This window comes from Stagnihabitans lacustris, from assembly GCF_025950525.1.
GTDB lineage: Bacteria > Pseudomonadota > Alphaproteobacteria > Rhodobacterales > Rhodobacteraceae > Stagnihabitans.
Window position 1 is genome coordinate 345300 of the sequence record NZ_JAPDGS010000001.1, and the last position, 13024, is coordinate 358323.

At 66.2% G+C, this 13024-nt stretch carries 13 protein-coding genes; 9 read left to right on the forward strand and 4 right to left on the reverse strand.

Annotated elements, in window-relative coordinates; genetic code table 11:
• Positions 1-210: 210 nt before the first annotated feature.
• The 5 genes from rpiA to NX862_RS01745 all read left to right on the forward strand — a co-directional run bounded on the left by rpiA (position 211) and on the right by NX862_RS01745 (position 6250).
• A complete protein-coding gene (rpiA, locus tag NX862_RS01725) occupies positions 211-993 on the forward strand; it encodes a ribose-5-phosphate isomerase RpiA (RefSeq protein ID WP_264492146.1) in 783 nt (260 codons plus the stop codon).
• On the forward strand, positions 993-2342 hold the full coding sequence (gene gor, locus NX862_RS01730; RefSeq protein WP_264492147.1) for a glutathione-disulfide reductase: 1350 nt from the start codon (positions 993-995) through the stop codon (positions 2340-2342). Before rpiA ends, gor begins: the two co-directional genes overlap by 1 nt.
• A 52-nt stretch (positions 2343-2394) precedes the next feature.
• Positions 2395-3510, forward strand: coding sequence for an FtsH protease activity modulator HflK (gene hflK, locus NX862_RS01735; RefSeq protein ID WP_264492148.1), 1116 nt, complete (start codon positions 2395-2397; stop codon positions 3508-3510).
• Positions 3510-4487 carry a protease modulator HflC gene (hflC, locus tag NX862_RS01740; protein WP_264492149.1) on the forward strand — a complete coding sequence of 326 codons (978 nt, stop codon included), beginning with the start codon at positions 3510-3512 and terminating at the stop codon, positions 4485-4487. The genes hflK and hflC overlap by 1 nt, the downstream gene beginning before the upstream one ends.
• A 248-nt stretch (positions 4488-4735) precedes the next feature.
• Complete coding sequence (locus NX862_RS01745; RefSeq protein ID WP_413694533.1) at positions 4736-6250, forward strand: DegQ family serine endoprotease; 1515 nt, start codon at positions 4736-4738, stop codon at positions 6248-6250.
• 145 nt (positions 6251-6395) lie between these two features.
• On the opposite strand, the gene NX862_RS01750 is transcribed toward NX862_RS01745, so the two are convergent.
• Both NX862_RS01750 and NX862_RS01755 read right to left on the reverse strand, forming a co-directional pair.
• Entirely contained in the window at positions 6396-6872 is a 477-nt protein-coding gene (locus NX862_RS01750; protein ID WP_264492150.1) for a peptidoglycan-binding domain-containing protein, read from the reverse strand.
• 45 nt (positions 6873-6917) lie between these two features.
• Positions 6918-7307, reverse strand: coding sequence for an OB-fold nucleic acid binding domain-containing protein (locus tag NX862_RS01755; RefSeq protein WP_264492151.1), 390 nt, complete (start codon positions 7305-7307; stop codon positions 6918-6920).
• Positions 7308-7404: 97 nt separating this feature from the next.
• On the opposite strand from NX862_RS01755, the gene NX862_RS01760 reads away from it, so the two are divergent.
• The 4 genes from NX862_RS01760 to hisG all read left to right on the forward strand — a co-directional run bounded on the left by NX862_RS01760 (position 7405) and on the right by hisG (position 11232).
• Positions 7405-7728, forward strand: a complete 324-nt coding sequence (locus NX862_RS01760) for a 2Fe-2S iron-sulfur cluster-binding protein (protein WP_264492152.1) — start codon at positions 7405-7407, stop codon at positions 7726-7728.
• Positions 7729-7821: 93 nt separating this feature from the next.
• Positions 7822-9456 carry a histidine--tRNA ligase gene (locus tag NX862_RS01765; protein ID WP_264492153.1) on the forward strand — a complete coding sequence of 545 codons (1635 nt, stop codon included), beginning with the start codon at positions 7822-7824 and terminating at the stop codon, positions 9454-9456.
• 25 nt (positions 9457-9481) lie between these two features.
• Positions 9482-10561, forward strand: coding sequence for an ATP phosphoribosyltransferase regulatory subunit (locus tag NX862_RS01770; protein ID WP_264492154.1), 1080 nt, complete (start codon positions 9482-9484; stop codon positions 10559-10561).
• Complete coding sequence (hisG, locus tag NX862_RS01775) at positions 10558-11232, forward strand: ATP phosphoribosyltransferase (protein ID WP_264492155.1); 675 nt, start codon at positions 10558-10560, stop codon at positions 11230-11232. The genes NX862_RS01770 and hisG overlap by 4 nt, the downstream gene beginning before the upstream one ends.
• A 66-nt stretch (positions 11233-11298) precedes the next feature.
• Here hisG and NX862_RS01780 read toward each other — a convergent pair whose 3' ends face one another.
• Positions 11299-12177: a DMT family transporter gene (locus tag NX862_RS01780; protein ID WP_264492156.1), complete on the reverse strand. Its 879-nt coding sequence runs from the start codon at positions 12175-12177 to the stop codon at positions 11299-11301.
• A 324-nt stretch (positions 12178-12501) separates the two neighbouring features.
• The gene (locus tag NX862_RS01785; protein ID WP_264492715.1) at positions 12502-12930 is read right to left on the reverse strand and encodes a DUF1489 family protein; all 429 of its coding nucleotides are present in this window, start codon (positions 12928-12930) and stop codon (positions 12502-12504) included.
• Between the last annotated feature and the right edge of the window lie 94 nt (positions 12931-13024).

Genomic DNA, 13024 nt, shown 5'->3' on the forward strand with positions numbered 1-13024 from the left:
CGCGCCCCTGCCGAACCCCTTCGCCGCAGGTCATCGACCAGCTCTCACACCCTTCGACCCTGTCGGCGGAACGCCCCAAGGTGAGGTCGGCAGGACCGGCCACAGGGCGTCTCCTCGGCGTCACGCCCCCGCAGTCGGCAAGCCCCCTTTCCCCATGGCCCCCCGCTTTCCATTTGCTATAAGCATCGCAGACCAGATGGAGGCCGGCCCGTGACCAAAGAACTCTCCCCCGCCGACAAGGCAAAATTCGTCGCCGCCAAACGGGCTTGCGACTATGTCCAGTCCGGGATGAAAGTCGGCCTCGGCACCGGATCGACCGCGGCCTGGATGGTGCGCTGCCTGGGCGAGCGCATCCGCGAAGAGGGCTTGCGGATCGTCGGCGTCCCGACCTCGACCCGCACCGCCGAACTCGCCCGGCAAGTCGGCGTGCCGATCACCTCTTTGGACGATGCGAAATGGCTGGACGTCACCATCGACGGGGCCGATGAATTCGACCCCAACCTGGCGCTGATCAAGGGCGGCGGGGCGGCCTTGCTGCAAGAAAAGATCGTCGCCACCGCAAGTGACCAGATGATCGTCATCACCGACGCCGCCAAAGAGGTCGCCACCCTCGGCGCCTTCCCCCTGCCGGTCGAGGTCATCCCCTTTGGCTGGCAGACCACCAAGGCGCTGATCGAGGAGCTGCTTGTCGGCCTGGACGTCATGAACCGCGAGGTCTCGCTCCGGATGAACGGGGACCGGCCGCTGATCACCGACGAAAGCAACTATATCGTCGACCTGCATCTGAAGCGCATCGGCAATCCGCGGCAACTGGCGCTGGTGCTGAACCAGATCCCCGGCGTCGTTGAAAACGGGCTTTTCATCGACATCTGCGATGTGGTCGTGATCGGCCATGCCGATGGCCGCGTCGTCTTGCGCGACATCAACAACGGCACCGAATCCGAGGATCGCATCCATTTCGCGCCCTCCGACAACATCTTCCGGGAGCTGTGATGTCCTTCGACTATGATCTTTTCGTCATCGGCGGCGGCTCGGGCGGGGTGCGTGCGGCGCGGATCGCGGCTTCCGAGGGGGGCGCGCGCGTCGCCCTGGCCGAGGAATCGCGCATGGGCGGGACCTGTGTCATCCGCGGCTGTGTGCCCAAAAAGATCCTTGTGAATGCCAGCGCCTTTCCGGCCCTGATGCAGGACGCCGCCGCCTATGGCTGGCAGGTTCAGACCGGGGCCTTCGACTGGGACCGCTTTCAGGCGCTTTTGACAGCCGAGCTTGACCGGCTGGAGGCCGCCTATCGCGGCACGCTGAAAAACGCGGGCGTCACGGTGCATGACCAGCGCGCGACGGTGATCGATCCGCACCGTGTCCGCCTGGCCGATGGCACCGAAGTCACCGCCCGCCATATCCTGATCGCCACCGGCGGGCGGCCCTTTGTCCCCGATATCCCAGGGGCGGAATACGCCGTCACCTCGAACGAGATGTTCCATCTGCCCGCCCTGCCGGGCAAGGTCGTCATCATGGGTGGCGGCTTTATCGCCTGCGAATTCGCCTGCATCCTTGCGGGCTTTGGCGTTCAGGTCACGCTGATGTGCCGCGCGGGCCAAATCCTGCGCGGCTTTGATGACGAGGCGCGGACCCATGTGGCCCAGGGCATGGTGGCGCGCGGCGTCACGATCCTGACCGGGACCGAGGTCGCAAGCCTTCAGCCAGGCCAGGCGACCACGACGGACGGCGCGGTCCATCCGGCCGACCTTGTGCTTTACGCGACCGGCCGCGTCCCCAATACAGCGGGCCTGGGGCTTGAGTCGCTGGGTGTCCAGATCGGCCCCAAGGGGCAGATTCTGGTGGACCAGTATTCGCAAACTGCCGTCCCCTCGATCTTTGCCGTGGGCGATGTGACCGACCGGATCAACCTGACCCCGGTTGCGATCCGCGAGGGCCATGCTTTCGCGGACACCGTTTTCGGGGCCAAACCCTGGACCGCTGATCATGACCTGGTCGCCAGCGCCGTCTTCACCCAGCCCGAACTTGGCACCGTGGGCCTGACCGAAGAGGCCGCCCGCGCCCTTGGCCCCTGTGAGGTCTATACCGCCAACTTCCGCCCGATGAAGACGCTGTTTGCCGGGCGTCAGGATCGCACGCTGATGAAACTGATCGTCGCCACCGCGACCCGCAAGGTGCTGGGCTGCCACATCGTCGGCCCCGAGGCGGGCGAGATGATCCAGCTGGCCGCGGTGGCCATCAAGATGGGCGCCACGAAGGAGGACTTCGACCGCACCGTCGCCGTCCACCCCACGGCCGCCGAAGAATTGGTCACGATGCGCAAACCCACGCGGGTTCACGCTTGAATTTTGCGTCCAAGCCCCCAAATTTCAGGGCAGACATAGAGAAGAGGTAAAGATGGCAAACGGAAACGGCCCCTGGGGCGGCGGAAACGGCCCCGAGGATGACCGCCCGAAGGGCAGACGCGACGACAACCGCGGGCCCCAAAGCCAGATCCCGGAAATCGACGAGGTCCTGCGCAAGGGGACCGAGAAGCTGCGCGTCATCATGGGTGGCGGCGGCAACGGCGGCAATGGCGGCCGCCCGGGCCAGGGGGGCCAGGGTCCTGCTGTGACCCGTCAGGGCCTGGCCCTTGGCGTCCTTGGCGCGCTGGCGCTTTGGGGCTGGATGTCGGCCTATACGGTCCGTCCCGAAGAACAGGCCGTCGAATTGTTCCTGGGCGAGTTCAGCGACATCAAGGGCAACGGCCTGCATTTCGCGGCCTGGCCTTTGTTCACGGCGGAAATCGTCAACACCAGCCAGCAGCGGACCACCGATGTCGGCACTGGCGCCCAAGGCGAGGCCGACAACGGGTTGATGCTGACCGGCGATCAGAACATCGTCGACGTCGAATTCCAGGTCGTCTGGAACGTCTCGAACCCGCGCGACTTTCTGTTCAACCTGCGTGATCCCGAGGGCACGATCCGCGCCGTGGCCGAAAGCGCCGTGCGCGACATCGTCGCCCGCAGCCAGCTGGCCCCGATCCTGAACCGCGACCGCGGCGAGGTGGAAACCGCGCTGTTCACCGAAGTGCAGGCCACCTTGGACGCCTATCAGTCCGGGATTTCCGTGGTCCGGATCAACCTGGTGAAGTCTGACGTCCCCGAGGATGTCCGCGACGCCTTCCGCGCCGTTCAGGCCGCGCAGCAGGAACGTGACCGCCTGCAAAAGACCGCCGAGGCCGAGGCCAACAAGGTCACGGCTGCGGCCCGTGGTCAGGCCTCGCAGGCCGAGCAGGACGCCCGCGCCTATGCGGCCCAGGTCGTGAACCAGGCACAGGGCGAGGTCAGCCGCTTTACCGCCGTCTACGCCGAATACATCAAGGCTCCTCAGGTCACGCGTCAGCGCATGTATCTGGAAACGATGGAAAAAGTTCTGGGTGGCGCCAACAAGGTCATCCTTGAGGGCGGCCAGGATGCGCTTCCCTTCATGCCACTTGACGGGCTCTTGCCCAAAGCGCAGGAGGCCAAGTGATGCGTCTTTCCATTATCCTTCCGATCCTGGCCATCCTGGGGGCCACGGCCCTGTCCTCGGTCTATGTGATCGACGCGCGCGAAAAGGGGCTGGTGCTGCAATTCGGCTCGGTCAAGCGGGTCGTCGACCAGCCGGGGCTGTATTTCAAGATCCCGCTGTTGCAGGACGTGACGCGCTATTCGAACCAGATCCAGGGTCTTGTGACCGATCCGCAGGAAATCACCTTTGCCGACAGCCGGCGTCTGGTGGTCGATGCTTTCGCCCGCTGGCGGATCACCGATCTGGAAAAGTTCCGCCGTGCCGTGGGCCTGGGGGGCTTGGATTCCGCCGGGGCCAACCTGTCGCGGATCGTGAATGGCGAAGTGCGTGACGTGCTGGGCAAGGCGCCTCTGACCGCCGTGCTCAGCCAGGACCGCTTGCCCCTGATGAACCAGATCCGCGACTCGGCGCGCGAAAAGGCGCTGTCTTTGGGGATCGAGGTCATCGACGTCCGTCTGACGCGCACCGACCTGCCGGATCAGAACCTGCAGGCGACCTATGAGCGGATGAAGGCCGAGCGTCAGCGCGAGGCCACCGACGAGATCGCGCGCGGCAACGAGGCCGCCCAGACGATCCGTGCCGGGGCCGACCGCCAGGCGGTGGAAATCACCTCCGAGGCCGACAAGCTGGCCGCGGTGGTGCGCGGTGCGGCCGATGCGCAGCGTTCGGCCATTTATGCCGAGGCCTATGGTCAGGACCCCGAGTTCTACGCCTTCGTGCGCTCGCTGCAGGCCTATGCGGCGGCTTTCCCGGCTGGCAACACGGCCTTTGTCCTGGCGCCCGAGGGGGATTTCTTCCGCTATTTCGGCGCGGGCGGGTCGGTGCTTCCGGGGTCCGACGCGGCGATCGGCGCGGGACCCGGGGCCACGGGCGTGGGCACGACGGTGAACGGCGGGGCCGCACCCCAGCCCGCCACCGGCACGGCCACGGCGCCCTGAACCGCGCAGTCCTTTCGGTGCCGAGATTGGGGCCTTCCCTCCTGGGGAGGCCCTTTCCTTTTCGTGCCTCTCTCGCCCGCGTGAAACAATTGCTCTCTTTCCGTCACAGGGCTTTGACCCTCCGCGATCCGGTTTGCATGGACAGAGGCCCCCGGCATGACAGATGATAGGCCATCCAAGGACGGGTGCCCGACCCAAGGCGCCGCAACCTGACCCAGAGGAGTTCGATCGTGCAGTCTCTCAATCTGATGCAATCACAAGACTTGGCCCAAAACCTGGCCCCCACCCGCGCGCCGGGGCGTGCCCTGTCGCGCATTGGCCGGACCTTCGGCGCGCTTGGCCTTGGCCTCGCGCTCAGCGTCAGCCCCGCGGTGCTGATGCCGCTGTCCAGCCCGGCGATGGCCCAGGCCGTGCCTCCGTCCTTTGCCGACCTGGTCGAGAAATTCTCGCCCGCCGTCGTCGACATCACCACCTCGTCCATTGTTGCGGCCGAGGCGGGCGACGGGATGCAAGTGCCACCCGGTTCGCCTTTCGAGAAGTTTTTCAAGGACTTCCAGGGTGATCAGCCGCCCCAGCAAGAGGAAATGCAGCGCTCCGAGGCCTTGGGGTCGGGCTATATCATCTCGGCCGATGGCTATGTCGTGACCAACAACCACGTGATCGAAGGGGCCGATGACATCACGGTCGAAACCTTTGGCGGCAAGAATTACAAGGCCAAGCTGATCGGGCGCGACCCCAAGACCGATGTCGCCGTGCTGAAGATCGACGCGACCGAGCCGCTGCCTTTCGTCTCGTTTGGCGACAGCGACCAGATGCGGGTGGGCGATTGGGTTGTGGCCATGGGCAACCCGCTGGGGCAGGGCTTTTCGGTCAGCGCGGGCATCGTTTCGGCCCGCGGACGCGAGCTTTCGGGGACCTATGACGACTTCTTGCAGACCGATGCCGCGATCAACAAGGGCAACTCGGGCGGGCCCTTGTTCAACGTGAACGGCGAGGTGATCGGGATGAACACCGCCATCCTGTCGCCCTCGGGCGGGTCGATCGGGATCGGCTTTTCCATGGCCTCGAATGTGGTCAGCAAGGTCGTCGACCAGCTGAAGGAATTCGGCGAGACGCGGCGCGGCTGGCTGGGCGTGCGCATCCAGGACGTCAGCCAGGACGTCGCCGATGCCATGGGTCTGGCCGAGGCCAAGGGCGCGCTTGTCACCGATGTGCCCGAGGGTCCGGGCAAGGATGCGGGCATCCTCTCGGGGGATGTGATCCTGACGTTCAACGGCAATGAGGTGAAGGATTCCAAGGGCTTGGTCCGCTCTGTCGCCGATGCGCCGATTGGCGAGACGGTGCCGGTCCTGGTCCTGCGCGAGGGCAAGGAAGTGACGCTGGACGTGAAACTTGGCCGCCGCGAAGAGGCCGAGGGCGAGGCGCAGCCCGCCGCCGACAAGTCGACCAAGCCCGCCGCTCCGCAGACCGGCGAGATGCTGGGCCTGACGCTGCAGGCCGTGACCGAAGACATGGTCCAGGACCTGGGCCTTCAGCCGGGCGATGGCGGGCTTGTCGTGACCAAGGTCGATGTCGCGGCCGAGGCCTATGAAAAGGGCCTGCGCGAGGGCGATGTGATCATGGAGGCCGGCCAGCAGAAAATCTCCAGCCTCAAGGACCTGGAGTCGCGCGTGGCCGATGCCAAGGAGGGCGGGCGCAAGTCGATCCTGCTTCTGGTCCGGACCCAGGGCGACCCGCGTTTTGTGGCCCTGTCGGTGGAGTGATCCATGGGGCCGGGGGTAGGCCCCCGGCCGTCAAACCCGGGCTATGCCGATGGCAGCAGGGCGCCCAACTTGCGCTGTCGCCTGCGTGACCCTGACCGGATGGAACGCTTCTGCAAAGCCGCCTAGCCCGGGGTATACCCCGGGTTTACCGCACCGGCGTCAGGACCAGCCCCAGCATCTGGGCGGCGCGCAGCGACAGGACCTTGGTGTCCAGCCCGTGATCCTCTTGAAACCGGCGGACCGAGGTCATCGTCTGGCCCTCCAGCACGCCATCCAGCGGGCCAAGGTAATAGCCCCGCGCCCGCAGCGCCCTTTGCAGCGTCAGGATCGTGTCCGGCGTCAACTGGTCGTAACAGGGCGTCCGCACCCAGATGGTTTCCGTGTCGCGCACCATCCGTTGCTGGCTTTCGCTGCGGAAACTGCCCGGCGCGACTTCGCGCGTGACCGTTTCGGTCTCGATCACCGCGGGCAGGGTGTCGCGGCCCCAGCAGATGCCAGGGACGCTCTCGGGCTCTGACTTGCGCGCCTCGGAGGCAAGGTCCAGCGCCTTGGGCGCCGAAACCGGGACCTGCACGCCGCAGCCCGCCAAAACCACCAGAAGTGCCGAAATCCTTGCCCGCATGTGCCCCCCGTTTTGCGCCATCATAGGGGGCGCGGCGGCAGGCGGCTAGGGCTGATCCCCCGCCCGCGCCATGTCCGGCACCAAAAGCCGGTCCAGAAGGGCCGAGCAATCCTCGATATGCTCGGCCACGACATGAACCACGCCCGCCTCGCGCTGCAACCGCCCCGTGACGCGCAACAGCCGCCCCGCGATCACCGCCCGGCGAAAGCGTTCGTAAATCTTGGCCCAGACGACGACATTCGCCGTCCCCGTCTCGTCCTCCAGCGTCAGAAAGATCACGCCCTTGGCTGTGCCGGGGCGCTGGCGCACCAGAACCAGCCCCGCCACGACGACGCGGGCACCGCCCGAGGGCTCATCCAGACGCCCGGCCGGGATGGCCCGCGGCGGACGCGGCCAGGTATTGGGCGCAGGCGTGGGGGTCATCCAATCCGACATGGGAACAAATATGGAACATGTTCAGGCATGAGTCCAGAGGGGGTGGAACTGCCGACCGTCCTGCGCTAAATCCGTTGCAACCAGTCAAGAGGGCAAGATGGCCAAGATCACCTATGTGGAATTCGGCGGCAAGGAACATGTGGTCGAGGTCGCCAATGGCCTGACCGTCATGGAGGGCGCGCGCGACAATGGCATCCCCGGCATCGAGGCCGATTGCGGCGGCGCCTGCGCCTGTTCGACCTGCCATGTCTATGTCGATGCCGCCTGGGTCGACAAGCTGCCGAAAAAGGACTCGATGGAGGCCGACATGCTGGATTTCGCCTGGAATCCCGATGCGGTGCGGTCGCGTCTGACCTGCCAGCTGAAGGTTTCGGCGGCGTTGGAGGGGCTGAAGGTCTTCATGCCGGAAAAGCAGATCTAAGCCGAAGGGCGCCGGCGGCCTTCCTGTGGGCTTTGGCTTGAAGCGCGGCGGCTGACGGGCTAACAGGGGCGCGACCTTTACCGGAGCAGACCCATGGCCGAAAAGATCCGCGCTGAAAAGACCTATAGGCCCCGCGCCGAGACCCCCAAGGGGTTCCGCGACTATTTCGGTGCCGAAGTGACCGAGCGCAAGGCGATGCTGGACCGCATCGCCGAGGTCTATCACCGCTATGGCTTTGACCCGCTGGAGACCTCGGCTGTGGAAACGGTCGAGGCATTGGGCAAGTTCCTCCCCGATGTCGACCGCCCGAATGAGGGGGTTTTCGCCTGGCAGGACGAGGATCAGGACTGGTTGGCCCTGCGCTATGACCTGACCGCGCCCTTGGCCCGGGTTGCGGCGCAATACCGCAACGACCTGCCCTCGCCTTATCGCCGCTATGCGATGGGCCCGGTGTGGCGCAACGAAAAGCCCGGCCCGGGGCGGTTCCGGCAGTTCTATCAATGCGACGCCGATACGGTGGGGTCTTCTTCGGTGGCGGCGGACGCCGAGATTTGCGCCATGCTGTCCGACGCGCTGGAGACCGTGGGGATTCCGCGCGGCGACTATGTGGTGAAGGTCAACAACCGCAAGGTGTTGAACGGGGTGATGGAGGTCGCGGGCCTCGCCGGCGACGACAAAGAGGCCGAGCGCGGCATCGTCCTGCGCGCCATCGACAAGATCGACCGCCTGGGCGATGCGGGGGTGCGTGCGCTGTTGGGCGAGGGCCGCAAGGACGAAAGCGGCGATTTCACCAAGGGCGCGGGGCTTTCGAACCTACAAATCGAAAAGATTATGGCCTTTGTCGGTGCTTACTCGATCGTGCTCGAAAAGCTTGCCCTCGAAGCGACTAATGCGCGGGACGAGGGCGATGAACAGCGCATGCAACTTCTCGATCACGCTCGGTATTCGGTTTCAATCATTCCGCCAGACACGCGCCCGAACCCGGACTATTCCTATGCCCGTCATGTTTGGAATAAGCGGATGTTGGATCATCTTTCCGACTTGGTTGGATCAACCGAGGTCGGCAGGCAAGGGGTTGAAGAACTCCGTCTGATGAATGACATCCTGTGCAGCCAAGGCTACACGGACGCGCGCTTTCTTATCGACCCCTCAGTCGTCCGGGGCCTCGGCTACTACACGGGCCCGGTCTATGAAGCCGAGCTGACCTTCGAAATCCTCGATGAAAAGGGCCGCAAGCGCCAGTTTGGCTCCGTCGCCGGGGGCGGGCGTTATGACGGCCTCGTCAAGCGCTTCACCGGGCAGGACGTGCCGGCCACCGGGGTCTCTATCGGCGTCGACCGCCTCTTGGCCGCGCTGCGCGCCAAGGGCCGCGTCACGGCCGACACCTCCGGCCCTGTGGTCGTCACCGTGATGGACCGCGACCGCATGGCCGATTACATGGCCATGGTCGCCGACCTCCGCAACGCCGGCATCCGCGCCGAAGTCTACCTCGGCAACCCCAAGAACTTCGGCAACCAGTTGAAATACGCCGACAAACGCCAAAGCCCGGTCGCCGTGATCCAAGGCGCCAACGAGGCCGCCACCGGAACCGTCATCCTGAAAGACCTGATCCTTGGCGCCAAGATCGCCGAGGGCGCCAGCCTTGAGGAATGGAAATCCCGCCCCGCCCAGGTCGAGATCCCCCGCGCGGACCTGGTGGCCGCAGTCCGGAAGATGCTGGACCAATGACCAAGTTGCTGCGCCCCGAGGCCCCATGCTGATCAAGGCCGCCATCCGCGCCGAGGCCCAGGCGGCCTTCGACGCCTTTCGCGCCACGGGTGCCGTCCCGGTCGAGGCCGACCTCTTGCTGCCCGCCGGAACCCTTTTGGACCTTTACGGCGAGGATATCCGCGCCACCGCCTATGTGACCCAGGACCCCGACCGCGGCGAGATGATGTTGCGCCCCGACTTCACCGTCCCCGTGGTCCAGGCCCATATGTCTCACGGCGCCGAGCCCGCGCGCTATTGCTATATGGGCGAGGTCTTCCGCCAAGACGCCGAGACCCCCGAAACGCTGCAGGTGGGCTATGAGGTCTTTGACCGCCAGTCCCCCGAAGAGGCCGACGCCGAGGTCTTCGCCCTTTTCCGTGATGCACTGAAAGGCCTGCCCGCCCAGCCTGTTACCGGCGATATCGGCATCCTGATGGCCGCCGTGAAAGGGCTGGAAACCACCCCGCGCCGCAAATCGGCCCTGTTGCGCCATATCTGGCGGCCGACGCGGTTTCGCGCGCTGTTGGACCGGTTCTCGGGGCGCGCGCCCATGTCCCCGGCCCGCGCCGCGCTGTTGCAGCACCTGTCGACCGGCGTGCCTGCCGATCTGATCGCGCAGGCGGGCCCCGTCGTCGGCCTGCGCGACGTGGCCGAAATCGCCGCCCGCGCCGAGGCGCTGCGCGAAGATGCCCAGACCCCGCCGATCCCGGCGATTGCCGCGGCCATGCTTTACGACCTGTTGCACCTGCAGGCCCCGGCCCGCGCGGCGCTGACCCATCTGCAGGCCATCGCGCCCCATCTGCCCTCGATCGCCCCGGCGGTGGACCGTTTCGGCCGCCGGCTGGATGCGCTGGACCGCCGCGGTGTCGACACGCAAACCCTGGCCTTCGAAGCCAGCCACGGCCGCGCCGCGATGGAATATTACGACGGCTTCGTCTTTTCCTTCCGCCACGGGGCGGAAACGCTGGCCACCGGCGGCCGATATGACGCCCTGACAACGGTGCTGGGCCGCGGCCAGTCGATCCCCGCCGTGGGCGGCATCCTGCGCCCGCATCTGATGGCAGAACTGAGGTCGGCACCATGATCCGCATCGGCGTGCCGTCCAAGGGGCGGCTGATGGAAAAGACCTTCGACTGGTTCGGCGCCCGCGGCCTGAAAATGTCGCGCACCGGCAACGAGCGGGAATATTCCGGCCAGGTCGAGGGCGTGGACAATGTCTCGCTTGTCCTGTTGTCCGCCGGAGAGATCCCCCGCGAGCTGGCCGCCGGCCGCATCGACCTGGGCGTGACGGGCACCGACTTGGTGCGCGACAAGCTGGCCCATTGGCAGACCAAAGTGACCGAAATCGCGCCGCTGGGCTTTGGCCATGCCGACCTGGTCATCGCCATCCCGGTCGCCTGGATCGACGTGGAAACGCTCGACGATCTGGACGCCGCCGCCAGCGCCTTTCGCCGGACCCATGGCCACCGGCTGCGGATCGCCACGAAATACCACCGCCTTGTCCGCGACTTTTTGGCCACCCATGGCGTGGCCGATTACCAGCTGACCGACAGCCAGGGCGCCACCGAAGGCACGGTGAAAAACCAGACCGCCGAGGCGATTGCCGATATCACCTCCAGCGGTGAGACGTTGCGCGCCAACCACCTGAAGATCTTGTCGGACGGCTTGATCCTGCAAAGCCAGGCGACGCTTTACCGCTCGGCGCTTGCGACCGACCCGGGCCTGGATGCCCTGATCCAGCGCATCGGCTTCTAACTCATTTCATCTTTTCATAAATATCCCACGGAGGGGTCCGGGGAGGTGTGAAACCTCCCCGGGGCGTCAAGGTGCGCGCCGGCTGGCCAGCCCGACGCCCACTGCCGCCAAACCCATCCCCGCCCAACCCAGGGGGGCCAGGGCCTCGCCCAAAAGCGGCCAGGCAAACAGGGCCGCCAGCGGCGGAACAAGGTAGAACAGCGCCGAGACCCGCGCCACCTCTCCGGCGCGGATCATCGCCAGCAAAAGCGAGATGGCCAAAAGCGAGTTGCCCAGCACCAGATAGGCCATGACGGCGAGGAATTCGCCGTCCCATGAAATCCGCGTGCTTTCTGTCGCAAGGGCAAGGGGCAGGGTCACGGCGGCGCCCACGGCATATTGGATCAGATTGGCGGTGATCGGATGCTGCGTGACGCCAAAACGCTTTTCGTAAAGCGCCGCGCCGGTCATGCCGCACAGCGCGATGGCGGTGCAGATCAGGCCGAAGGCGCCCTGGGTCTTCAGCTCGGCATGGGACAGGATGACGGTGCCCGCGCCCAAAAGCCCCAGCGCCAGCCCGACCCAGGTCCGGGGCGAAACCTTTTCCCCAGCGAAACGGGGGGCCAGAAGCGCCACGAGGATCGGTTGCAGGCAGACCACGATGGCCACGGTCCCCGAAGAGGTCCCGGATTTGAACGCCAGATAGCACAGGCCGAAATAGACGACCTGGATCAGAAAGCCGGTCACGGCGACATCCAGGCCCGCACGGAAGGTCCGGGGCATCGGCGGGCGCAGGATCAGGGCAAGCGGCGCAAGCAGCACCAGCACGGCCGTATAGCGCAGGGCGAGGATGGTCATCGGCTCGGCATGGGCGATGCCGATCTTGGCGATCGGGAATCCGGCCGACCACAGCAGCAGGAACAGGACGGGGGCGGCGGTTAGCCAGAGGGGGCGTGTGGGGCTCATGCGCCCTTGTGGCACGGGGCCCGCGGTCATGGCAGCCCATTTGCGACATGGCCTTGGCGGGGTCCCGGAATTTGCAACGGGGCAAAGCCCCGCGGCAAATTCCGGGAGGACGCGGGGGGAGGGCGCTGCCCTCCCCCCGACCCCCCACCCGCAAGGAAGGGCCTCCGGCCCTCCCTTGACCCACCCGGGTGGGTTTGTGTCGGTGAAAGACGGGCCCGCGCGCAGCGGACCGGGCCGAGCGCGCTGGTCTTGCCGTCGGCAGGGCAGGGGGCGGGACTTGCGCGGAGCGATCCAGTCGGCAGGTCCCGCGAAGGCGTCCCGCCCCTAGCGGAGGCCGAATTCCGCCATGGCTTCGGCCAGGCCAGGGGGCAGGGCCTCTTCCCGCGGGCGCGACCGGGTCAGGTCGCGGGGCGCCTCATCCGGTGCAAGATAGCGCCAGCCCTGAAACGGGCGGCGGGCGGCGGGCTCGGTGCGGTGGATCTTGGTGTCCAGAACCAGGGCGCAGCGCTGGATGCCATCGGCCCCGTCGCGGCGGTCCAGGTCCAGGATCTTTTGCCGCGCCAGGATCACGCCCTTGATGACCCAGTATAGCGACCCCTCCAGCACATCGGCCTCGCGTTTGGGCCACATGCGGGTGATGTGTTCGGCCGTCCCCGGCTTCCAGTGATGGGCCATCTGGGTCTGCCACTGGGCAAGGTCTTCGACGCTTTCGGCGCCGACGCAGAGTTTCAGGATATGAATCATGGGATGCAGCATAGGGCTGTCACGGGCGGCGGCAAGGGGCGGACCGCCAGGAGAATGGTCTTGATTTGCGCCGCAGGAGGGACCAGTGTTTTTATTCTTGCGG

Coding starts and splice junctions, on each gene's coding strand:
- gor (WP_264492147.1), top strand. CDS start 993: ATGTCCTTCGACTATGATCTTTTCGTCATCGGCGGCGGCTCGGGCGGG.
- hflK (WP_264492148.1), top strand. CDS start 2,395: ATGGCAAACGGAAACGGCCCCTGGGGCGGCGGAAACGGCCCCGAGGAT.
- hflC (WP_264492149.1), top strand. CDS start 3,510: ATGCGTCTTTCCATTATCCTTCCGATCCTGGCCATCCTGGGGGCCACG.
- NX862_RS01745 (WP_413694533.1), top strand. CDS start 4,736: ATGCAATCACAAGACTTGGCCCAAAACCTGGCCCCCACCCGCGCGCCG.
- NX862_RS01750 (WP_264492150.1), bottom strand. CDS start 6,872: ATGCGGGCAAGGATTTCGGCACTTCTGGTGGTTTTGGCGGGCTGCGGC.
- NX862_RS01755 (WP_264492151.1), bottom strand. CDS start 7,307: ATGTCGGATTGGATGACCCCCACGCCTGCGCCCAATACCTGGCCGCGT.
- NX862_RS01760 (WP_264492152.1), top strand. CDS start 7,405: ATGGCCAAGATCACCTATGTGGAATTCGGCGGCAAGGAACATGTGGTC.
- NX862_RS01765 (WP_264492153.1), top strand. CDS start 7,822: ATGGCCGAAAAGATCCGCGCTGAAAAGACCTATAGGCCCCGCGCCGAG.
- NX862_RS01770 (WP_264492154.1), top strand. CDS start 9,482: ATGCTGATCAAGGCCGCCATCCGCGCCGAGGCCCAGGCGGCCTTCGAC.
- hisG (WP_264492155.1), top strand. CDS start 10,558: ATGATCCGCATCGGCGTGCCGTCCAAGGGGCGGCTGATGGAAAAGACC.
- NX862_RS01780 (WP_264492156.1), bottom strand. CDS start 12,177: ATGAGCCCCACACGCCCCCTCTGGCTAACCGCCGCCCCCGTCCTGTTC.